Origin of the sequence: Streptomyces sp. NBC_00005, from assembly GCF_045160215.1 — a bacterium.
In the GTDB taxonomy this organism is placed as follows: Bacteria; Actinomycetota; Actinomycetes; order Streptomycetales; family Streptomycetaceae; genus Streptomyces.
In genome coordinates this window covers 4,697,827-4,719,740 of the sequence record NZ_CP108316.1, presented here as the reverse complement: position 1 = coordinate 4,719,740, position 21,914 = coordinate 4,697,827, and the positions used below count along the sequence as shown (strand labels likewise).

Here is a 21,914-nt window from a genome sequence, read left to right as displayed (position 1 = left end):
GCTTGATCCTTTGCAACTGCCAAGCCTCAACTGGCTTGCAGCGGAAGGGGAGTCGACAAAGGCCGGGACATCGTCGACCGGCGCGGCCGCGTGAGCCAAGTCACTGGCATCCACAAGGGCGGCAAATCAGGCAATGGGCCCAACTCGTGGTCAACCGGCCGTCCGTGGGATCCGCTTCTCCCAAGTCCGGTGGAAGACCACCTCTTCACCCTCGGAGCAGATCACCTCATTGATGGCGAAAAAGGACTCTTCGTCGCAGGTGATCTCCGAGCGTGTGCGGATCGTCGTGTCCCAGGCCAGCTCGGGGCGGTGCAGCCGGATCGACCAGTCCGAGCGGGTGCGGGCCGACAGGGGGTCGGCCTCCTGGATCGTGTACGTCTCCAGCGCGTCCTCGGTGAACTCCAGTCCGTCGGGGTACACGCGCGTGCCGCCGTAGCGCGGGTCGACCTCCAGGCGCCATTCGCCCTTGGCCACGTCACGCACCACCAGGCGCTCGGGGCGCGGTTCGTCCAGTGTGATCGGGTGGTTGACGCCCATCGGCTCGGACTGCTCCGGCTCCTCGAAGGTGATCGCCCTCTCGTCCAACGCACGTGCGCGTACCGGGAGTTCCAGGAAGCTGCCCACCGCGTGCAGGGTGAAGCCCGCCGCCGAGTCGGGCCGCGGCCAGAGCCACGGCCAGTACGCGGAGGACAGGGCGAGGCGGATGCGGTGGCCGGGCGGGAACGCGTGCCCGATGCCGTTCAGCTCGAACTCCACGTCCTCCGTGGCTCCCGGCGCCCACGGCACGGCCAGGTCGCGCCCGTGCCGCGCCGACAGGTTCAGCGCGCCTCGCGTCACCAGGGTCGACGAACCGTCCGGTGCCACGTCACACACTCTCGCGACGACCTGCCCGCTCGGCACCTCGCACGTCAGCCGCAAGCGCACCCGCGGCCGCCCCAGCACCCACGTCTCCTCCTCTGCCTCGAACTCGAAGCACACGGCCCGCCCGTCCTCGTCACGCTGGTCCGGCGGCAGGTCGGCGTCGTTCCCGAACGGGAAGAACCGGCCGGCGTCCATGCCCGTGTACTGCGGGCAGCGAACGATCTGGGGCTCGCCCTGGAGGGCGTACGAGACCGTCGTGACGTCGGGGGAGGGCCAGGCCGCCTCGCCGACCCAGCGGCCGGGCAGCGTCTCGTACACCGTGGCCGGCGGGTGCGAGTCGCTGACGTACGCGCGCAGCAGGGGCTCCTCCATCACCCCGGAGTCGACCCCCTTCAGCCAGTGGTCCCACCAGCGCAGGGTCTCCTGGAGGAAGCCGATCGCCGGGCCGGGCGGCAGGCCCCGGTCCGGGTACTGGTGCGACCAGGGGCCGATCAGGCCGCGTACGCGGTCGGCGGGCAGGTGCTCGACGAGCCGGAGCACCGTGTCGCGGTAGGGGTCGTGCCAGCCGCCCACCGCGAGGACGGCGGCGTCGATCGCGCCGTAGTCCTCGCAGACGCTGCCGTGCCGCCAGTAGCCGTCCCGGGTCTGGTGCTCCAGCCAGGTGTGCAGGAAGGGGTCGACGGTCTCGAGGCGCTTGAGCCACATGTCCCGCCAGGCCTCGCCGACGTACTGCGGGTCCGGCGGGCGGCAGACGAAGGCGAGCATCGTGGCGGCCCACGCGTGCATGTCCACCGCGAGGACGGAACCTCCCATGTAGTGCACGTCGTTGTCATAGCGGTCGTCCGTGGAGCAGACGGTGACGACCGCCTTGAGCGGCTCGGGCGCGAGGGCCGCGATCTGGAGGGAGTTGAAGCCGCCCCAGGAGATGCCGAACATGCCCACCTTGCCGTCGCACCAGGGCTGCTCCGCAAGCCAGTTGACCACCGCGACCCCGTCGGCGAGCTCCGTCGCCGAGTACTCGTCCGTCGGCATGCCCTCGCTGTTGCCGTGCCCGCGGACGTCGACCCGGACGGAGGCGTAGCCGTGGCCCGCGTACCAGGGATGGCGCTGGTGGTCGCGGGGCGCGGTCCAGTCGGTCAGGCGGTACGGCAGGTACTCCAGGAGCGCCGGCACGGGCTCGTCGGTCAGGGGGCGCCACACGCGCGCGTACAGCAAGGTCCCGTCGGCAAGCGGGATCCAGAGGTCCTCGTGAGTCGCCTCGTGGGGGAAGGACGTACGGATGTGCATGCTCATCGCAGTGACCTCAGTGGACGGGGTGCATGGTGCGGCGCAGCCAGGGCGCCGCGGCGGTCACGGCCAAACCCGCGGCCACCGCGATGGCGCCGTTGACGCCGAAGTAGGCGGGCTTGGAGACGTTGTCGTAGAGCTTCACCGTCTGGGCCTGGATGCCGTTGGCGAGGGCGAGGGACAGGAACCAGAGCGACATGGTCTGACTGGAGAAGGCGGCGGGCGCCAGCTTGGTCGTGGCCGACATGCCGGAGGTCTCCAGCAGGACGTCGCCGAGGCCGAGCAGGAGGTACGAGCCCACGATCCACCAGGCGGACATCAGGTAGTCGTCACCCGAGTGGCCGGACGTCGGCAGGACCATCAGCAGGAAGGACAGGCCGCCGAGGACGACCCCGATGGCGATCTTGTTGGAGGCGTGCGGCTGGCTGTGGCCCATGCGGACCCAGAGCGCGGCGACCACCGGGGCGAGGCTGACCTCGAAGGCACCGAGCGCGGAGGCGTACCAGCTCGCGGGGAAGTCGAAGCCGAGGAGGGTCGTCTCGGCGTTCGTCGAGGCCAGCAGGATCATCGTCGAGTACGCCTGGAAGAGGATGAAGTTGAAGACCGTCGAGGCGAGGAAGAGCACGATGTACGGCCGCAGCCGGCCGCGTTCCTCGGATGTCACCCGCGGGCTGGAGAACATCACCGCGAAGTAGACGACCGGCGCGATGACGGAGATCAGCGTGAGCAGGTCGACGAAGCGGCCCATCGTCAGCCACCCGGCGGCGGCGAGGAGCACGGCGAGGACGGCCACGGCCGCGACGCCCACGAGGATCCGGCGGATCGCCCGGTGCATCGCGGCCGGGGCGAGGGCGAATTCAGCCGTGTGCCTGCGCCCGGCCAGGTGACGTCGGCCCGCCACGTACTGGACCAGACCGAACGTCATGCCGATCGCGGCCGCGGAGAAGCCCCAGTGCCAGCCCTTGTGGTCGCCCAGCCAGCCGGTGATCAGCGGGCCGGCGAAGGCCCCGATGTTGATCGCCATGTAGTAGAGGGCGAAACCGGCGTCACGGCGGTCGTCGTCGGTGCGGTACAGCTTGCCGACCATCGTGGCGACGTTGGGCTTGAGCAGCCCGGTGCCGGCGCTGATCAGCCCCAGGCCCACCCAGGTCATGGTGGAGGTCGGCACGGCCATGGAGTAGTGGCCGCAGGCGATCAGGATGCCGCCCCACAGGACCGCGCGGTACGAGCCGAGGATGCGGTCGGCGAGCCAGCCGCCGGCGACGGAGACCAGGTAGACGAGGGTGCCGTACGCCGCGGAGACGGAGGCCGCGGTTCCGGCCGACATGCCCATGCCGCCGTGGGCGAGCGTGTCGGCGAAGTAGAGGACGAGGATGGCCTGCATGCCGAGGAACGAGAAGCGTTCCCAGACCTCCAGGCCGGAGAGGGTGAGCAGGCCCTTCGGCTGGCCGAAGAAGGCGTGGTCGTCCTCGGGAGGCGGCTCGCTGCCGGACTCGACGTCTACATCTGTTCGGGACACGGGCCGCTGCTTCCCTCCGATCCGATGGACACGCCGATGGACAAGTCGTTGGATATCCGTTGCTATCGGGTGATCAAAAACATACCGGTCGTGATCCGATAGTGCCCGGGCGAATGGGGGCACCTCTCGGTCGAGGAAAGTCGAGACCGGGGGCGGTGGGCGGCATCGGTGATCGAAAGGTGACCGGATACGCTGACTTGAGTGATGTCGGCGACCTATCGACAAACCGCGTAACCGCCAGTAGACACCAGCAGACAGGAGACCCCTCGTGACCGTCGTCGGGCCGTTCGGGCTGAGCGTGCGGGACCAGGCTCTGGAAGCCGATGTCCAGGCCGGATTGGCGGCCGTCGAGGAGGGTTTGCTCGAAGCCACCAAGAGCGAGGTGCCCTTCATCACGGAGGCCGCCCAGCACCTGGTGCGGGCGGGCGGAAAGCGGTTCCGTCCGCTGCTCGTGATGCTCGCCGCCCAGTTCGGTGACCCGTATACCCCGGGCGTCGTGCCGTCGGCCGTGGTGGTGGAGCTGACCCATCTGGCGACGCTGTACCACGACGACGTGATGGACGAGGCCGCGGTGCGGCGCGGCGTGGACAGCGCCAACACCCGCTGGGGCAACTCGGTCGCGGTCCTCACCGGCGACTTCCTGTTCGCGCGCGCGTCGCACATCCTGGCCGACCTCGGGCCAGAGGCGGTCCGGGTCCAGGCGGAGGCGTTCGAGCGGTTGGTCACCGGGCAGATCCTGGAGACCGCGGGGCCGCAGGACGGGCGGGACCCGGTCGACCACTACCTGGACGTGCTGGGTGGCAAGACGGGTTCGCTGGTGGCCGTGTCGTGCCGCTTCGGAGCGATGATGTCGGGCGCCGACGAGACGGTCGTGGACGTGCTGACGCAGTACGGCGAGCGGCTCGGAGTCGCCTTCCAGCTCGCGGACGACGTGCTGGACATCGCCTCCGACTCGCGCGAGTCCGGGAAGACGCCGGGGACCGACCTCCGCGAGGGGATCCCCACCCTTCCGGTGCTACGGCTGCGGGAGCGGGCGGCGCGGCTGGGGCTGGCCGAGGACATCGCCCTGTGCGAGCTGCTGGACTCCGACCTCACCGACGACGCGCGGCACGCGGAGGCGCTGGAGGGGCTGCGGGCGCATCCCGCGCTGGAGCAGGCCCGGCGGGACACCGTGCGGTACGCCGAGGACGCGCGCTCCGCGCTGGCGCCGCTGGTCGACTGCGGCGCGAAGGCCGCGCTCATGGAGATGTGCGACGCGGTCGTGCATCGGGCCGGCTGATTCCGCCCAGCCGATTCGGTGCCGCTGATTCCGCCCCTGGATCAGTGACGAGCGGTGATGTGATACACGTCACAAGTCTGGACTGAGTCCAATTTAAGATCGCCTCCGTAGTCATACACAGAAGGCCGACGCAGGGGGTGTCGGCCGGTCTACGGGGAGAAAACAGAATCATGGGCATGAACGCGACGTTCTCGAAGCGCCGTAAGAGCCTGATCGTCACCGCTGTCGCGGTGGCCACCGCCGGCGGTGTCGCCGCCGCGGTGATTCCCGCCTTCGCCGCCGGAGGCACCCGCGCCGACCACGCGGGCCACGCCGGCATGAGTGACCAGAGCATCGTGAGCCAGAGCGGGACCGTGTCCGGCGGCACCGGGGGGACCCTCCTCGCCGCCAGCCTGCGGGGTGCCAACGAGGTGCCCGTGGCGGGCGGTCCCGCCGTCGGCGACAAGGACGGCGCCGCCGTCGAGTTCATCAAGGTGAAGGGCGACAAGGTGTCCGTCGCCGTGACCTGGCGCGGCACCGGCAAACCGACCATGCTCCACATCCACCAGGGCGCCAAGGGCACCAACGGCGGCGTCAAGGTCGACTTCACCGACCTGCTGAAGAACGGCAAGCGCCACAGCGTCACCGGCACCGTCAAGGTCAAGGACGCCGACCTGCTCGCCGCCCTCAAGTCCGACCCGGGTTCGTTCTACGCCAACCTGCACACCGCCGAGTTCCCCGGCGGAGCCGTCCGCGGCCAGCTCCACAAGGTCACGGTCGCCGCCTTCGACTTCCGCGACGCCCTGCACAACTTCCAGGCGTCCGTGGTCAAGGGCAAGCAGATCTACGAGTGCAAGCCGGCCGACGGTGGCGGCTACGCCTTCGCCCAGCGGGATGTCAGCGCGGTGCTCGGCGGCAACATCCGGCACACCTTCGTCAAGCCCAACTCCGGTACGCCGCAGTGGATCGCGCCGGACGGCAGCGCGGTGACCGGGGCCGTCCTGTCCAAGACGCCGAACGGGGACGGCAACATCCCCGAGCTCGACCTCAAGGCCACCCAGTCCGGCAAGCACCACGGCCTGCTCGCGGACACCGCCGAGATCCTGCGGCTCAACACCGTCGGCGGCGTCGCACCGTCCGGCTCCTGCTCGCCCGGCGCGATCGTCGGCGTCCAGTACCAGGCGGACTACGTCTTCGTACAGAACTGAGGCAGGTACGCACAGGTACCCGGACAGGACCTGACACGAGCTCACCTCGGGCGGCGCTTTCCCCGCACGACCCCTACGGGTCGGGGGAGGTGTCGCCCTCTCGCGTCATACCCCAGGTGTACACGGAGTTGGCTCCCGGGTCTGACGCTTCTTCCTGGCCGATTTGGTGAGATGGAAACCAGGGAAATCACCACTCCTCACCGATTCGGGTGAGAATGGCGGCTCGGGGTGGACAACGAGAACACACGAGTTGGACAGGCCGCCGCCGACGACGGAGGTAGCGCACACATGGCACCGTACGAATCCGACGACAGTACGACCGCCGCGGAGGCCGACGACCTGCGCGCGGGCCGGCGCAAGGCCGCGCGGTACGTGGTCCCGGTCGCGGTGGTGGGGGTGGCGGCGGCGACCATCGGGCTCGTCCCGGCACTCGCCGACTCCGGTGACCCCGACCTGCCGAAGATCAGCGCGCAGCAACTCATCGACAAGATCGCCAAGTCGGACGTCCAGCAGATGTCCGGCACGGTGAAGATCACCACCGATCTGGGGCTGCCGGACCTCGGCGGTCTCGAGAGCAGCCTGACGTCCGGCGCCACCAAGTCGGGCGACGGTTCGTCCGCCGACCCGACCTCCAAACTCACGGAACTCGCCACCGGCACACACACCCTGCGCGTCGCGGCCGACGGCCCGGACAGGCAGAAGGTGTCGCTGCTGGAGAACGCGGCGGAGTACAGCCTCATCCACAACGGCAAGGACGTCTGGGGCTACGACAGCCAGTCGAACGAGGTCTACCACTCGACCGCGCCCGACAACGCGGCCGAGCAGAAGAAGGACGACGTCCCCGCCACGCCCAAGGACCTCACCGAGGACGCCCTGAAGGCGGTCGACGACACCACCTCCGTGACCGTCCAGGGGACCGCCCAGGTCGCGGGCCGCGACGCGTACCGGCTGGTCATCAAGCCGAAGCAGTCCGGTTCGACCGTCGGTCAGATCACCGTGGCCGTGGACTCCAAGACCGGGCTGCCGCTGAAGTTCACGCTGACCCCGGCGAGCGGCGGCGCCGCCGTGATCGACGCCGGCTTCACCCAGGTCAGCTTCGCCAAGCCCAGCGCCTCGACCTTCACATTCACGCCGCCCAAGGGCGCGAAGGTCACCGAGGACAGCCAGACCGACCATGCGAACGGCCACTTCGAGGGCAGCCTGAAGGGCGACGACAAGACCGGTAAGTCCGACAAGGACCTCGGCAAGGGCCCCGACGGACTGAACGTCATCGGCAAGGGCTGGACCTCCATCGCCACGTTCGACACCGGCGGCCAGGGCATGCCGTCCGGCTCCGAAGCCGGCGGCCAGTTCGGCGGCTTCCTCGACTCGCTCGGCGACAAGGTCTCCGGCAAGTTCGGCTCGGGCACGGTCTTCAAGACCCGCCTGATCAACGCCCTGATCACCGACGACGGCAAGGTCTACGTCGGCGCGGTGAGCAAGGACGCGCTGGTGAAGGCGGCGAACGCGGGCTGAGCCGGGAACCTTGCGCGACGGCCGTACGTAGTAACTGTACGTAGTCGTCGCGCAAGGTCGTACGAGCATGAATCGAGGGAGCCGATGGGCGAACCGTCCGTCACGGAGCCGGACAAGGGGGAGCCGGATGACAGCGTCATCGCCACCCATGGGCTCACCAAGCGCTACCGCGGCGGGCAGCTCGCCGTCGACGGCCTGGACCTGACCGTCCCGGCGGGCAGCGTCTTCGGCTTCCTCGGCCCGAACGGCTCGGGCAAGACCACCACCATCCGCATGCTGATGGGCCTCATCGAGCCCACGGCGGGCACGGCACGCGTGCTCGGGCGCCCCATGCCGCGGGCCTCGCGTGCCGTGCTCCCGCACGTCGGCGCGCTCATCGAGGGACCCGCCCTGTACGGCTTCCTCTCCGGCCGCGACAACCTTCTGCGCTACGACTCCGCCGACCCGACCGCCGATCCGCGCACCCGGCGCACCCGCGTCACGACGGCGCTGGACCGGGTGGGCCTGACGGCGGCGGCCGGCAAGAAGGCGAAGGCCTACTCGCTGGGCATGAAGCAGCGGCTCGGCCTCGCGGCCGCGCTGCTCCAGCCGCGCAAGCTGCTGGTGCTCGACGAGCCGACCAACGGTCTCGACCCGCAGGGAATGCGTGAAATCCGTTCCCTGGTCAGGGAGTTGGCCTCCGACGGCACGACCGTCTTCCTCTCCTCGCACCTCCTCGACGAGATCGAGCAGGTCTGCACCCATGCCGCGGTGATGGCGCAGGGCCGCCTGATCACCCAGGGCGCCGTGGCCGACCTGGCCGCGGGGGCGCGCGGCCTGCTGGTCGTCACCACACCCGACACCCAGGACGCGGCCCGCGTGCTGAAGGAGCAGGGCGCCGCCGACGTCGTCGTCACCGAGGACCGGGTGACCGCAGAACCCCCGGACCGCGACCTCGCCGAGGTGAACGCCGCGCTGGTGACGGCCGGCGTCCGCGTCCGAGGCTTCGGCGTGGAACGAGCCTCCCTGGAGGACGCGTTCGTCGCACTCACGGGGGAGGGATTCGATGTCGCAGGCTGAAGCGGTACGAGTCGAAGCGGCACACGAGCCGCGCTCACCCAGCGTGCTGTGGACCTTCGGACTCCTCCGCAGTGAACTGCTCACCACCTTCCGGCGCTGGCGCACGCTCGCTCTGCTGGCCGTGCTGGCGGGCGTGCCGATCCTGGTCGGGATCGCCGTCAAGATCGAGACGAGCGACGGTTCGTCCGTCGGCGGTGGCGGTGGCGGCGGGGGCCCGGCGTTCATCTCGCAGATCACCAACAACGGCCTGTTCCTGGTCTTCACCGCGCTCGCCGCGACACTCCCGTTCTTCCTGCCGATGGCGATCGGCGTCATCGCGGGCGACGCGATCGCGGGCGAGGCGAACTCGGGCACCCTGCGCTATCTGCTGGTCGCCCCGGCCGGCCGCACCCGCCTCCTGCTCACCAAGTACGCGACGGTGATGGCCTTCTGCCTGGTCGCCACCCTCGTGGTCGCGGCCTCGGCGCTGGCCGTCGGAGCGATCCTCTTCCCGCTCGGCGACCTGACCACCATCTCCGGCACACGGATCAGCTTCGCCGAGGGCCTGGGCAGAGCCCTGCTGATCGCGCTCATCGTCGCCGTGTCCCTGATAGGCGTCGCGGCACTCGGCCTGTTCGTCTCGACGCTGACCAGCAGCGGCATCGCGGCGATGGCGACCACCGTCGGACTGCTGATCACCGTCCAGATCCTCGACCAGATCCCCCAACTCCACGCGATACAGCCGTACTTCTTCTCTCACTACTGGCTGTCCTTCGCCGACCTGATGCGTGACCCGATCTACTGGGACGACCTGGTGAAGAACCTCGAACTCCAGGCCCTGTACGCGGTGTTGTTCGGCTCGGCGGCCTGGGCGCGGTTCACGACGAAGGACATCACGGCGTAGCGCTCACACGGTCGTAGGGGAAGCGCGCGAGTGGCGGCTCCTGCGCGAAGAAGGTCTTCGCACGGGCCAGCGCGGCCTCGTCCTTCAGTACGTCGCCGCGCTTGCTGCCGTTGCCCAGCAGCACCCCGCCGAAGCGCATCTTCATGTACGCCGCCGAGTTGTTCAGCGTGCCGACGAGCGGGTCGGCGACCACGGGCTGGTCGTCCGCGAGCACGGACACGCCCCACAGGGTGCGCCCGGCCAGCTGTGCCTTGAAGTCGAGGCCGGGGGTGCGCAGCCAGCCCGACCAGTAGTCCAGGTAGCGCTTGGTGAGAGCGGAGACCGAATACCAGTAGACCGGCGAGGCGATCACGATGTCCGTCGCCGCGAGCGTGGCGTCGAGCAGGCGCGCCGGGGTGTCCCCGGTGGGGGAGTTCAGGTACTCGCTGTCGTGCCGCAGGTCCAGGAAGTCGGGCAGCGGGTGCTCGGCGAGAGAGAGCCACTGCTGCTCGACGTCCGAGGGCAGTTGCTCCGCCGCCCGGCGGGCCAGCAGTTCGGTGTTGCCCTCGCTGCGGCTGCTGCCCAGTACGAACAGGAAACGGCGGCTTGTCATGAGATCCCCCAGGTGATCGGCACAGTCGGCACAGAACAACTAAACGCATCTGCATTATATGCGTACGCATCTATCTGTCCAGGGGGAGGGGGAGAGCCATGGGAAGCGCACGAGGCAGTCAGGGGGAAGCCACGGAGAAACCACGGGGAAGCCAGGGGGTACCGATGCCCGCGCCGACTCAGCTCTTCACCGGTGGCCGATTCGGCCGCTCACCGGTGCCGCGCGGCCGCCCCTGTGAGGCGGGCCAGGGCCTCGGTCTCGCGCGGTGGTGTCCCGTTCAGGTCGCCGAGGCGCCAGTCGGGTATCCAGGGCACGCGGTACACGTCGATGAACGACTCGATCAGCCGGACCTGCCGGTCGAGTGGCCGCGGCAGCCGCCCCGGCGCGTCCGCGACGAGCACGACGGCGTCGAGGTCGAGGCCGGGCGGGGCCTCTCCGAGCCGGAAGACCTCCAGGGTGCGCAGCACGGCCGCCAGCCCCGACGCGTGCGTACGGGCGACGAGCAGGACGGAGTGGGGGTCCTCGGGGCCGGGCCAGTCACGGCCGCAGTCGTGGCCACCGTAGACGGCGGCGAGCGTGGAGACGCCGGCGCCGCCGTGCGTGCCGAGCCAGGAGTAGCGCCGGGCGGAGGCGGCGTGGGCGGGCTCCGGCGGCCCGGGCTCCGGTACGGTGACCGGGCCGCGGATCCAGATCTCCGGTCCCTGCTGCACATCCGTCCGCATGCCCGCTCTCCTCCCTCGTCACGCCCCTCGATCCTCACGGTGCCGCCACGGTCACGCGACGGGGTGCGAGCTCCTGGGACGAGTCTGTGACGCCACGGTGACGTGAGAACCGGCAGCGACCGGAGAGACTACTCAACAGTACGTGCACGACCGGATCTTGACGCCGGGGGAGCGGAAACCCGACGGCGGGAGGGAGCACCATGGAACCCGAACGCGCTCTCCGCAGACTCCCCGACGCATCCGAGTGAGGGAACCGATGTCTCGACTCAGCCGCGAGAAGAAGCGGGAACAGCAGCGCGCCGAGGGCTCGGCGGCCCTGGTGGCGGCACCGATCGACGTCCGCGTCCCCGGATCCGGCGCGGTCGGTGCCTGGGTCGGCGGCGTGCCGGTCGCCGCGGCCGCCGGCGAGGAGATCCAGCAGGCCGTCCTGAACCACCTCCACCGCATCGCCCTCGCCACCGGCCACCCCGTCCACGCCACGGTCCACGACGAGCGGATCGGCTACGTCGTGCACCTTCAGGTGGACACCGACGGGGCCAGCAGTTTCACGGGGGAGCCTGTAGGCATGGCTCCTTCGGGTGAGCCGACGGACGCGGCGGAGGGCCCACCGCCCCCGCCGGCCTTGCCGGCTTCGCACCGGCCCGCGCTGCCGCCCCCGCCGCCCGCACTGTCCTCGCAGCAGGCCGCGCCGCCGTCCCCGCCCGCCGAGCCGGAGGCACCCGTGGCCCCCGCGGCCGCCCTGGAACCGGCGCAGCCCGAGCAGTCGCCCCGGCGCGACAAGCCGACGCACGTCCTGCGGGCGACCTCGGAACCCGCGCGGGAGACCGCCCCGACCTTCCCGCTGCGGGCGGTGTCGGAGCCGCAGCCGCTGGGTGAGAACGTGCCGACGTTCCCCCTGCGGGCCGTCCCGGAGCAGTCGGGCGGCACCGGAGAGCCGGTACCGACGTTCACGCTGCGTGCGCTGCCGGAGTCGACCGAGGACAGGGTGCCCGGCACGGTCGCGGCACCGATGGGCGAGTTCGGCCCGCCTCCGCCGATGGACGCGGTGCCGAAGGGCCGCCCCGAACCCGAGGACGCGCCACCCGCGCCCCGGCCGGATACCGCATCCGACCGCTCGAACCACTTCCTCCTGGCCGTCCGCCCGGACCCGGCCCTCGACCCCGACCCCAAGCCCACACCCGCCCGCGGTTTCGACGCCGTGGCCGAAGCCGTCCTCGGTGACGAACCGCCGGTCACCCCCGCCTTCCTCGCGGAGCCGATGGCGCAGATCAACGAGGCCGTGAAGGCGGGGCGGATCGAGACCGCGGCGGGCCTGGCCGAGAGCGCGGTCGGGGAGGCGTCGGCGGCGCTCGGACCGGAGCACGCCGAGGTGCTCCGGCTGCGCGAACTCACGGCGTACATCGCCTACTTGGCGGGCGACGCGCTCCGTGCCTTCCGGCTCTCGATCGACCTCGCCCGGATCGGCCGTCGCACAGGGGACGCGGAGGCGGCCTACGGCAACGTCCAGAGCGCGGCCTCCGCCTGGCGCGCGGTGCGCGACCCGCAGCAGGGCTTGGACCTGGGTCGCGAACTGATCGGTCTGTGGACCGAACTCACCGCCGAGGACGGCCCGGCCGCCGACGACATCGAGCGGCTGGAGTCGGCCCGCGCCCGCATGGGCCGGCTCACGGAACGCGCCCGCAAGTCGGCCCAGCCGCCGACGAGTTGACCTGCCTGTTGACCGGCCGGTCGGACTCTAGGAGGACAGCTCCCACACGGCGTGCGCGACGGCGTCGCTGTTGTGGTCCAGGGCGGTGCTGTCGATGTTGGACGACGTGTCGCAGGCGGAGTGGTAGCAGCGGTCGAATGCCTGCCCCGACGTGCCGCCCCACTTCGCCGCCTGGGCCGCCGTCTTGATGTAGTCGGCGCCGCTGAACAGGCCGCCGACGGGGACGCCCGCGTTCTTGAACGGCGCGTGGTCGGAGCGGCCGTCGCCCTCGGTCTCGGGCTCGGTGGCGATGCCGAGGCCGGTGAAGTAGTCCTTGAACGTCTTCTCGATCGCCGGGTCGTCGTCGTAGACGAAGTAGCCCGGGTTGGGTGAGCCGATCATGTCGAAGTTCAGGTAGCCGCTGATCTTCGAACGGTTCGCGCTGGAGAGGTTGTTGACGTAGTAGCGGGAGCCGACCATGCCCCGCTCCTCCGCACCCCACCAGGCGAACCGCAGGTGCTTGGCCGGCTGGTAGCCCGCACGTGACACTGCGAGCGCGGTCTCCAGGACGGCGGCCGAGCCGGAGCCGTTGTCGTTGATGCCGGGACCGGCGGTGACGCTGTCCAGGTGGGAACCGGACATGACGACCTGATTGGCGTCTCCGCCGGGCCAGTCGGCGATCAGGTTGTAGCCGGTGCTGCCGGAGGACGTGAACTGCTGGAGGGTGGTGGTGAATCCGGCCGCGTCCAGCTTGGCCTTCACATAGTCGATCGAGGCCTTGTAGCCGGCCCGGCCGTGCGCGCGGTTGCCGCCGTTGGCGGTGGCGATGGACTGCAGCTGGGCGAGATGGGCCTTGACGTTCGCCACGGGGATGTCGGGCGCGGCGGCCACGACCGGCGCGGGCGCCGCACCGGCTATGGATCCGCCGGTCAGGAGCATGACAGACGTGACGCCAAGTGCAACGACACCGGTCGCTGCCGTACGCCCGGAAACGGAGAGCTTCATGTGGGGGGCTCCGAATTCCATGGGAACCACGGGGATTCCTCAGTGAATGGGGTCCCAGGATGGTGAACTCTTTACTAACCCAGCGTCAAGAGCGGTATCAGGACAGGTGGTTCACATACCGGACGCCGGATGCCACTGCCCGGTCTAGTGCACGCAGAACTCGTTGCCCTCCGGATCCGCCATCACGACCCACTCCCCGGCGGGCTCCTTCACGTGGCGCAGCGCACTCGCCCCGAGCCCCTCCAGCCGCTCGACCTCGCTGTCCCGTCGCCCCTCGCCTGGGTGCAGATCGAGATGGATCCGGTTCTTGACGGTCTTCGCCTCCGGCACCCGCTGGAACAGCAGCCGCCGGCCGGGCCCGGTTCCCGAGTCCTTGTCGTACGGGTCGTCCGGATGCCGTACGGCGATCAGGTCCCGGAAGGCCGCGCGCCCGTGGAAGTCGACGGTGGCCGCCGCGGGCAGGGCGCCGAGCTGCAGCAACCGCTCGATGAGCGCACTGTTGTCCTCGACCTCGTACCCGAGCGCGGCGGCCCAGAAGTCGGCCTGCGCATGCGGATCGCCGGCGTCGACGACGAGCTTCCAGTGCACGGGGGTCGGGGCCGACGGGGGCGTGGGTGCGGGTGTCGATGTCATGGACCACTTATAAGCGGGCGGGCACCATTTTTCAGCGCGGTCGGCGCCTTTCAGTGCTCTCGGCACCCTTGGCGCCGTCGGCGTCTTCGAGCGCCAGTCAGGAATCCCAGCCCGTCCGGCGTTTGAGGACGAGGCCGTTCAGGCCGAAGCGGGGGCCTGGGGGCGGCAGCCCCCGGACGGACACCCCGACGGAGGCACAGTCAGACGTCCACCGCAGTGGACGCAGCCGCATCAACCCTCGGCACACCGACCCGGCCAGGCCTGCGCGCAGCGCGCCACGCATCCCAGGTCAGCAGACACAGCGCACCCCACACCAGCGCGAACCCGGCCCACCGCTCGGCCGGCATCGCCTCATGGAAGTACGCAACCCCGAGCAGGAACTGGAACACCGGCGCCAGATACTGCAGCAACCCCAGCGTCGACAACGGCACCCGGATCGCCGCCGCCCCGAAGCAGACCAGAGGCAACGCGGTGACCACGCCGGTGGCGGCGAGCAGCGCCCCGTGCCCCACCCCGTCGGTCGTGAACGTCGACTCGCCCCGCGAGGTCAGCCACCACAGATACCCGACCGCGGGCAGGAACTGGATCGCGGTCTCCGCGGCGAGCGACTCGACCCCGCCGAGATTGACCTTCTTCTTCACCAGCCCGTACGTCGCGAACGAGAAGGCGAGGGTGAGCGAGATCCACGGCGGCTGACCGTACCCGACCGTCAGCACGACCACCGCGGCGAAGCCGGTGCCGACCGCCACCCACTGCACGGGCCGCAGCCGTTCCTTCAGGAGCAGCACGCCCATGGCGATGGTGACCAGCGGATTGATGAAGTACCCGAGGGAGGCCTCGACCACGTGCCCGCTGTTGACGGACCAGATGTACACGCCCCAGTTGACGGTGATGACCGCCGCGGCGATGGCGACGAGCCCCAGCCTGCGCGGCTGCCGCAGCAGCTCGCCGGCCCACGCCCAGCGGCGGATCACGATGAGCGCGACGGCCACGAAGACGAGGGACCAGACCATCCGGTGGGCGAGGATCTCGATCGCTCCGGCGGGCTTCAACAGGGGCCAGAAGAGGGGAACGAGGCCCCACATCCCGTATGCCGCGAAGCCGTTCAGCAGTCCTATGTGCCGCTCGCCCCTCGACTTCCCGGTCACGGGCCCCCTCCTCGCCTTGTCGCGCACACGTGCCAGGCAGAAGGTAACGCCGAGAACCCCCGCCTGTCATGTCCGTATCGCCATACGGTCATGACAGGCGGGGGTGGTGTGCCCGCGGGCCCTACGGGGGAGTCCCGTCCCTCGCGGGGCGGAGTCCCGGCCCTGGTGGGGCCCGGGTGTCAGCCCTTGACCGCTGCCGCGATCGCGTCGGCGAGCGGCGTGGTCGGACGGCCGGCCAGGCGGGACAGGTCGCCAGTGGAGACGACGAGCTCGCCCTTCTCGATGGAGGCGTCCACGCCCGCGAGGATGGCGGCGAGCGGTCCGGGCAGCCCGGCGCCGGCCAGGATCCCGGCGAAGGCATCGACCGAGACGGGGCTGTAGGCGATCTCCTTGCCGGTCTGCCGGCTCAGCTCGGCCGCGTACTCGGCGAAGCTCCACGCCTCGTCGCCACCCAGCTCGTACGTCTTGTTCTCGTGCCCCTCGCCGGTCAGGACGGCGACGGCGGCGGCCGCGTAGTCGGCGCGCGAGGCGGAGGAGACCCGGCCCTCACCGGCGGCCTGGACGACGGCGCTGTACTCGAGCACGGGGGCCAGGTTCTCGGTGTAGTTCTCGTGGTACCAGCCGTTGCGCAGCAGCGCGTACGGCACGCCGGAGGCGACGAGGGCCTCCTCGGTGCCGCGGTGGTCGTCGGCGAGTGCGGCCGTCAGGCTGCTCGGGGCGCTGGTGTAGGCGAGCAGCGCGACGCCGGCCGCCTTCGCGGCCTCGATGACGACCTTGTGCTGGGCGACGCGGCCCTTGTCGAACTCGTTGCCGGAGATGAGCAGCACCTTGTCACCGGCCGAGAAGAGGCTGCCGAAGCTCTCGGGGGTGTTGTAGTCGGCGACCGCGAGCTTCACGCCGCGGGCGGCGAAGGCGGCGCCCTTGGCCTCGTCGCGTACGACGGCGGTGATCTGGTCGGCCGGAACCTTCTCCAGCAGCTGCTCCACGACGTGACGGCCGAGGTGTCCGGTGGCGCCGGTGACGACGATGCTCATGATTCACAACTCCTTGTGGGGTGCGGATGACACTTACCCTAGGGGAGGCGCTAACTCTTCGAAAGTACCCACTTTGAAGTAAGGTACTGGCATGGCCGTAAGTAACCCGGAAGTCGCCGCGAAGTACGACGCCGGCGAGGCGATGTGCCCCTACCGCCTCGTCCTGGAACACCTCACCAGCCGCTGGGGCGTGCTGGTCCTGATCGAACTCCTCGAACGCCCGTACCGCTTCAGCGAATTGCGCCGTGCCATCGGCCGGGTCAGCGAGAAGATGCTCACCCAGACCCTGCAGACCCTGGAACGGGACGGCCTGGTCCACCGCGACGCCAAGCCGGTGATCCCACCGAGGGTGGACTACTCCCTGACCGACCTCGGGCGGGAGGCGGCGGAGCAGGTGCGGGGCCTGGCCGAGTGGACGCAGAAGCGGATGGAGGCGGTACAGGAGGCGCGCGAGGCGTACGACGCGGCGAAGAACCAGGCCTGAGCGCCCCCTTTCCACTTTCCGCTCCGGCTTGCACGCTGGAGCCGGGACGCGTTGCCGCTCGGCGGAACGGGGGGTGGGGGCATGACCGTGCCGGACCAGGGGAGCTCCGTGCAGGAGCTGCTGCTGCAGGTCGTCCAGCAGCTCGGCCGCATGGCGGACGGGTACGACCGGATCGCGACGGAACTGCACCGCGCGAACCTGATCCAACTGCACGGCTATTTCCTGGAGCGGCTGGACCGGGCGATCGACGACCCGGCCCTCGCCGACGCCCTGAGTCCGTACAGCGGCCTGTCCGACGACGAGCGCCGTCAGATGCTGAACGCCAACGCACAGTACGGGCTCATCCTGCTGGCCCACCGGGTCGGATCCCTGGACCGAGCCGAACTCCTGGGGCATCTGAAGGTGTTGCGCGGCATTCCGGTCTTCGCGGAGTACTGGGCACGGACGGTCGAGGCGCGCAGCGCTCTGCCCGCGGAATCATTCGAGGCGCGGGTCGGCAGAGCCGTCGACGCCATCATGGACGAGCGCCCCGAGGACCTCGAAGAATGGTGGGTGGTGGGGCCGCCGGAGTCTCCAGGCGATTGAGGAGGAGGCAGAGATGTCGGACGAGTTCTCGTGTGTTCGGATCACCAGGCGGCTGGGTGATCCGCCTCGGCGGCGAGGCAGTGCGAGCGGGGCGAACTGCCCGGATCTGTTCGAGCTGAGCGACGGTCGTTTCGCCGTCATCGGTACCGAGGCCACCGCCGCCCTCGACCCGTACCTTCCCCCGGACGCCTCCCGCGCCGACGACGAACGCATCGTCGTCATCAGCCGCGAGACCCTGATCCGCGCCAAGAAGGACATCCCCGACGCATGACACCGCAGGACACCGAGGGCCCGGATGCCGTACCGCGCATCCGGGCCCTTCGGGTGTCGATGGTCGTCAGCCGACAACCGTCCAGGTGTCCCCGCCCGCCAGCAGCGCCGCCAGGTCGCCCTTGCCGTTCTGCTCGATCGCGGCGTCGAGCTGGTCGGACATCTGCGTGTCGTAGACGGGGCGGTCCACGGACCGGAGCACACCGATCGGGGTGTGGTGCAGGGTGTCCGGGTCGGCGAGGCGGGACAGGGCGAAGGCGGTGGTCGGGGACGCGGCGTGGGCGTCGTGGACCAGGATCTGAGACTCGTTGTCCGGCGTCACCGTGACCACCTTGAGGTCACCGGTGGCCACATCCCGGACCACACCCCGCGCACCGTCCGCCCCGAAGCGGATCGGCTGCCCGTGCTCGAGCCGGATCACCGCCTCCTCGGCCTGCTGCTTGTCCTTGAGGGCGTCGAAGGCGCCGTCGTTGAAGATGTTGCAGTTCTGGTAGATCTCGATCAGCGCCGTGCCCTGGTGGGCGGCCGCCTGGCGCAGCACCTCGGTCAGGTGCTTGCGGTCGGAGTCGATGGTGCGGGCGACGAACGAGGCCTCCGCGCCGATCGCCAGCGACACCGGGTTGAAGGGCGCGTCCAGCGAGCCCATCGGCGTCGACTTGGTGATCTTGCCGACTTCCGAGGTGGGGGAGTACTGACCCTTGGTGAGGCCGTAGATCCGGTTGTTGAACAGCAGGATCTTGAGGTTCACATTGCGGCGCAGCGCATGGATGAGGTGGTTGCCGCCGATGGACAGGGCGTCGCCGTCACCCGTGACCACCCACACCGACAGGTCCCGCCGGCTGGAGGCCAGGCCGGTCGCGATGGCCGGGGCCCGCCCGTGGATCGAGTGCATGCCGTACGTGTTCATGTAGTACGGGAAGCGGGACGAGCAGCCGATGCCCGAGACGAAGACGATGTTCTCCTTGGCCAGGCCCAGCTCAGGCATGAAGCCCTGGACGGCGGCGAGGATCGCGTAGTCACCGCAGCCGGGGCACCACCGCACTTCCTGGTCGGACTTGAAGTCCTTCATGGATTGGCGGGCCTCGGCCTTGGGGACGAGCGAGAGTGCCTCGATCGTGCCCGTGCCTTCCGTGGACGTCTCAGCCATCGATGGCCTCCTTGAGAGCCGTGGCGAGCTGCTCAGCCTTGAACGGCATACCGTTCACCTGGTTGTACGAGTGGGCGTCCACCAGGTACTTCGCCCGGATCAGCGTGGCGAGCTGACCGAGGTTCATCTCGGGGATCACCACCTTGTCGTAACGCTTCAACACCGTGCCGAGATTCCGCGGGAACGGGTTGAGGTGGCGCAGGTGGGCCTGTGCGACGGACTCGCCGGCCGCGCGCAGCCGCCGTACCGCGGCGGTGATCGGCCCGTACGTCGAGCCCCAGCCGAGCACCAGCGTCGCCGCCTCGTGCGGATCGTCCACCTCGAGATCGGGGACATCGATGCCGTCGATCTTGGCCTGGCGGGTGCGGACCATGAACTCGTGGTTGGCGGGGGCGTACGAGATGTTGCCCGTACCGTCTTCCTTCTCGATGCCGCCGATGCGGTGCTCCAGGCCGGGCGTGCCGGGGATGGCCCAGGGGCGGGCGAGCGTCTGCGGGTCGCGCTTGTACGGCCAGAAGACCTCGGTGCCGTCGTCCAGGGTGTGGTTCGGTCCCTGGGCGAACTGCACGGTCAGGTCCGGGAGTTCGTCGAGCTCGGGGATGCGCCAGGGCTCGGAGCCGTTGGCCAGGTAGCCGTCGGAGAGCAGCATCACCGGGGTGCGGTACGCCAGCGCGATCCGCGCCGCCTCCATGGCCGCGTCGAAGCAGTCCGCCGGGGTCATCGGGGCGATCACCGGCACCGGCGCCTCGCCGTTGCGGCCGAACATGGCCTGCAGCAGGTCGGCCTGCTCGGTCTTGGTGGGCAGCCCGGTGGACGGGCCGCCGCGCTGGATGTCGATGACGAGCAGCGGCAGCTCCAGGGAGACGGCGAGCCCGATGGTCTCGCTCTTGAGCGCCACACCCGGACCGGAGGTCGTCGTCACCCCCAGCGAGCCGCCGAAGGCCGCGCCCAGTGCCGCGCCGATGCCGGCGATCTCGTCCTCGGCCTGGAAGGTCCGTACGCCGAAGTTCTTGTGCCGGCTCAGCTCGTGCAGGATGTCCGAGGCCGGCGTGATCGGGTACGAGCCCAGGAACAGCGGCAGGTCGGCCTGGCGCGAGGCGGCGATCAGGCCGTAGGCGAGGGCCAGGTTCCCGGAGATGTTGCGGTACGTCCCGGTCGGGAAGGCGGCGGCGGCCGGTGCGACCTCGTAGGAGACCGCGAAGTCCTCGGTCGTCTCGCCGAAGTTCCAGCCGGCCCGGAAGGCGGCGAGGTTCGCCTCGGCGATCTGGGGCTTCTTCGCGAACTTGGTCCGCAGGAACTTCTCTGTGCCCTCGGTCGGCCGGTGGTACATCCAGCTCAGCAGGCCCAGCGCGAACATGTTCTTGCTGCGCTCGGCCTCCTTGCGGCTGAGGTCGAACTCCTTGAGTGCCTCGACCGTGAGGGTCGTCAGCGGCACCGGATGCAGGCTGTAGCCGTCGAGCGAGCCGTCCTCCAGTGGAGAGGCGCTGTACCCGACCTTCTGCATCGCCCGTTTGGTGAACTCGTCCGTGTTGACGATGATCTCCGCACCGCGCGGCACGTCGGCGATGTTGGCCCGGAGCGCGGCGGGGTTCATGGCGACCAGCACGTTGGGCGCGTCACCGGGGGTGAGGATGTCGTGGTCGGCGAAATGGAGCTGGAAGGAGGAGACGCCCGGCAAGGTTCCGGCAGGGGCCCGGATCTCGGCGGGGAAGTTCGGCAGTGTCGACAGGTCGTTTCCGAAGGACGCCGTTTCCGAGGTGAAGCGGTCACCGGTGAGCTGCATGCCGTCACCGGAGTCTCCCGCGAACCGGATGATCACCCGGTCCAGCCTGCGTACGTCCTTTGTTCCGCCCGGCTTGCGCTGCTCTCCCACGACGGTTTCTTCGGCCTGTTCCGCTGTCCTGCTGACCTGGCTGGTCACTGAACTGGACCTCCCTCGAGGCGGCTGTCTGGGACCGGCCTTCCCGTGGGCCCTCCCAGGATCAACCCTACGTCCGTTAGGGTCGCCTTCCCGTGGCCATTCGCATGATGGACACGCATTTGAGACGGTGCGACGCCCAGAATTGTCATGATTTCTCGCCCCCCGGCGCTTCCCTTGAAGACGCTCACCGCAATTGTTCGGTTCTAGGGCTGGACGAACGTTGGACTGACGCTCGATTCACCGCCCGGGCACCCGATGACCGACCGGGTATCCGATGACCGGCCGAGGACGACTGGCTGGGGCGACTGACCAAGGGGGTCAGCACATCAGGAGTTCAGATAGGTGAGGACCGCCAGAACACGTCGGTGATCCCCGTCACTCTGGGACAGGCCGAGCTTGAGGAAGATGTTGCTGACGTGCTTCTCGACGGCACCGTCGCTCACCACCAGCTGCCGGGCGATCGCCGAGTTCGTCCGCCCCTCGGCCATCAGCCCCAGGACCTCACGCTCCCTGGGCGTCAGCCCGGCCAGCACGTCCTGCTTGCGGCTGCGCCCGAGCAGCTGCGCGACCACCTCCGGGTCGAGCGCGGTACCCCCCTGGGCCACCCGCACCACCGCGTCCACGAACTCACGGACCTCGGCCACCCGGTCCTTGAGCAGATAGCCGACGCCATGACTGGAACCGGCCAGCAGTTCGGTGGCGTAGCGCTCCTCCACGTACTGGGACAGCACGAGCACGCCGAGCCCCGGATGCGCCTTCCGCAGCTGCACCGCCGCCCGCACCCCTTCGTCGGTGTGCGTCGGCGGCATCCGCACATCGGCGACCACGACATCGGGCAGCTCACCCTGCCCGTCCAGCTCGGTGATCGTCTTGATCAACGCGTCCCCGTCGCCCACCCCGGCGACAACATCGTGCCCACGGTCGGTCAACAGCCGGGTCAGCCCCTCCCTGAGCAGCACTGAATCCTCAGCGATGACCACCCGCACCCTGTCCTCCACGATCTATGGCCCCCCAGCCCGACTCCGTCTGCCAGTAGTCCAGCATTCCAGCATTCGGACCCGACTGCGCCGGACCAACGGGAATCAACGCGAATACG

Annotated in this window: 20 protein-coding genes; 9 read left to right on the top strand and 11 right to left on the bottom strand. The window is 69.8% G+C overall.

Going from position 1 to position 21,914, the window contains the following annotated elements:
* Window positions 1-150: 150 nt before the first annotated feature.
* Together OG303_RS21605 and OG303_RS21600 are read right to left on the bottom strand one after the other, a co-directional pair.
* The gene (locus tag OG303_RS21605) at window positions 151-2,148 is read right to left on the bottom strand and encodes a CocE/NonD family hydrolase (protein WP_405877403.1); all 1,998 of its coding nucleotides are present in this window, start codon (window positions 2,146-2,148) and stop codon (window positions 151-153) included.
* A 16-nt stretch (window positions 2,149-2,164) separates the two neighbouring features.
* Complete coding sequence (locus OG303_RS21600) at window positions 2,165-3,667, bottom strand: peptide MFS transporter (protein ID WP_405870156.1); 1,503 nt, start codon at window positions 3,665-3,667, stop codon at window positions 2,165-2,167.
* A gap of 268 nt (window positions 3,668-3,935) precedes the next feature.
* Here OG303_RS21600 and OG303_RS21595 point away from each other — a divergent pair, with 268 nt between their 5' ends.
* The 5 genes from OG303_RS21595 (at window position 3,936) to OG303_RS21575 (ending at window position 9,590) form a co-directional block, all read left to right on the top strand.
* Entirely contained in the window at window positions 3,936-4,946 is a 1,011-nt protein-coding gene (locus OG303_RS21595; RefSeq protein ID WP_405870155.1) for a polyprenyl synthetase family protein, read from the top strand.
* A 176-nt stretch (window positions 4,947-5,122) separates the two neighbouring features.
* On the top strand, window positions 5,123-6,133 hold the full coding sequence (locus OG303_RS21590) for a CHRD domain-containing protein (RefSeq protein WP_405870153.1): 1,011 nt from the start codon (window positions 5,123-5,125) through the stop codon (window positions 6,131-6,133).
* Between the two features lie 288 nt (window positions 6,134-6,421).
* Window positions 6,422-7,648 (top strand): LolA family protein, encoded by a 1,227-nt coding sequence (locus tag OG303_RS21585; RefSeq protein WP_405870151.1) that lies wholly within the window; start codon window positions 6,422-6,424, stop codon window positions 7,646-7,648.
* Between the two features lie 84 nt (window positions 7,649-7,732).
* Window positions 7,733-8,707 carry an ABC transporter ATP-binding protein gene (locus tag OG303_RS21580; RefSeq protein WP_405870150.1) on the top strand — a complete coding sequence of 325 codons (975 nt, stop codon included), beginning with the start codon at window positions 7,733-7,735 and terminating at the stop codon, window positions 8,705-8,707.
* Window positions 8,694-9,590 carry an ABC transporter permease gene (locus tag OG303_RS21575; protein WP_405870148.1) on the top strand — a complete coding sequence of 299 codons (897 nt, stop codon included), beginning with the start codon at window positions 8,694-8,696 and terminating at the stop codon, window positions 9,588-9,590. The genes OG303_RS21580 and OG303_RS21575 overlap by 14 nt, the downstream gene beginning before the upstream one ends.
* Here OG303_RS21575 and OG303_RS21570 read toward each other — a convergent pair.
* The gene (locus OG303_RS21570) at window positions 9,580-10,182 is read right to left on the bottom strand and encodes a flavodoxin family protein (RefSeq protein WP_405870146.1); all 603 of its coding nucleotides are present in this window, start codon (window positions 10,180-10,182) and stop codon (window positions 9,580-9,582) included. The two genes, OG303_RS21575 and OG303_RS21570, sit on opposite strands and share 11 nt — an antisense overlap.
* A 209-nt stretch (window positions 10,183-10,391) precedes the next feature.
* Window positions 10,392-10,904 carry a hypothetical protein gene (locus OG303_RS21565; protein ID WP_405870144.1) on the bottom strand — a complete coding sequence of 171 codons (513 nt, stop codon included), beginning with the start codon at window positions 10,902-10,904 and terminating at the stop codon, window positions 10,392-10,394.
* A gap of 256 nt (window positions 10,905-11,160) precedes the next feature.
* On the opposite strand from OG303_RS21565, the gene OG303_RS21560 reads away from it, so the two are divergent.
* Entirely contained in the window at window positions 11,161-12,612 is a 1,452-nt protein-coding gene (locus tag OG303_RS21560) for a tetratricopeptide repeat protein (RefSeq protein WP_405870143.1), read from the top strand.
* Window positions 12,613-12,639: 27 nt separating this feature from the next.
* Here the strand turns inward: OG303_RS21560 and OG303_RS21555 are convergent, their stop codons facing one another.
* The 4 genes from OG303_RS21555 to OG303_RS21540 form a co-directional block, all read right to left on the bottom strand.
* Window positions 12,640-13,596: a M28 family metallopeptidase gene (locus tag OG303_RS21555; RefSeq protein WP_405870142.1), complete on the bottom strand. Its 957-nt coding sequence runs from the start codon at window positions 13,594-13,596 to the stop codon at window positions 12,640-12,642.
* A 144-nt stretch (window positions 13,597-13,740) separates the two neighbouring features.
* Window positions 13,741-14,229 (bottom strand): VOC family protein, encoded by a 489-nt coding sequence (locus OG303_RS21550; protein ID WP_405870140.1) that lies wholly within the window; start codon window positions 14,227-14,229, stop codon window positions 13,741-13,743.
* A 200-nt stretch (window positions 14,230-14,429) separates the two neighbouring features.
* Window positions 14,430-15,377 carry an EamA family transporter RarD gene (rarD, locus tag OG303_RS21545; RefSeq protein ID WP_405870138.1) on the bottom strand — a complete coding sequence of 316 codons (948 nt, stop codon included), beginning with the start codon at window positions 15,375-15,377 and terminating at the stop codon, window positions 14,430-14,432.
* A gap of 179 nt (window positions 15,378-15,556) precedes the next feature.
* On the bottom strand, window positions 15,557-16,411 hold the full coding sequence (locus OG303_RS21540) for an SDR family oxidoreductase (protein WP_405870136.1): 855 nt from the start codon (window positions 16,409-16,411) through the stop codon (window positions 15,557-15,559).
* A gap of 91 nt (window positions 16,412-16,502) precedes the next feature.
* On the opposite strand from OG303_RS21540, the gene OG303_RS21535 reads away from it, so the two are divergent.
* The 3 genes from OG303_RS21535 to OG303_RS21525 all read left to right on the top strand — a co-directional run bounded on the left by OG303_RS21535 (window position 16,503) and on the right by OG303_RS21525 (window position 17,751).
* A complete protein-coding gene (locus tag OG303_RS21535; protein ID WP_405870135.1) occupies window positions 16,503-16,895 on the top strand; it encodes a winged helix-turn-helix transcriptional regulator in 393 nt (130 codons plus the stop codon).
* Window positions 16,896-16,976: 81 nt separating this feature from the next.
* On the top strand, window positions 16,977-17,480 hold the full coding sequence (locus tag OG303_RS21530; protein ID WP_405870134.1) for a DUF6082 family protein: 504 nt from the start codon (window positions 16,977-16,979) through the stop codon (window positions 17,478-17,480).
* Window positions 17,481-17,493: 13 nt separating this feature from the next.
* Entirely contained in the window at window positions 17,494-17,751 is a 258-nt protein-coding gene (locus OG303_RS21525; protein WP_405870133.1) for a hypothetical protein, read from the top strand.
* A gap of 66 nt (window positions 17,752-17,817) precedes the next feature.
* Here the strand turns inward: OG303_RS21525 and OG303_RS21520 are convergent, their stop codons facing one another.
* From OG303_RS21520 to OG303_RS21510, 3 genes are all read right to left on the bottom strand, one after another.
* The gene (locus tag OG303_RS21520; RefSeq protein WP_405870132.1) at window positions 17,818-18,897 is read right to left on the bottom strand and encodes a 2-oxoacid:ferredoxin oxidoreductase subunit beta; all 1,080 of its coding nucleotides are present in this window, start codon (window positions 18,895-18,897) and stop codon (window positions 17,818-17,820) included.
* Window positions 18,890-20,818: a 2-oxoacid:acceptor oxidoreductase subunit alpha gene (locus OG303_RS21515; RefSeq protein WP_405870131.1), complete on the bottom strand. Its 1,929-nt coding sequence runs from the start codon at window positions 20,816-20,818 to the stop codon at window positions 18,890-18,892. Before OG303_RS21515 ends, OG303_RS21520 begins: the two co-directional genes overlap by 8 nt.
* A 326-nt stretch (window positions 20,819-21,144) precedes the next feature.
* On the bottom strand, window positions 21,145-21,804 hold the full coding sequence (locus OG303_RS21510; RefSeq protein WP_016437671.1) for a response regulator transcription factor: 660 nt from the start codon (window positions 21,802-21,804) through the stop codon (window positions 21,145-21,147).
* Between the last annotated feature and the right edge of the window lie 110 nt (window positions 21,805-21,914).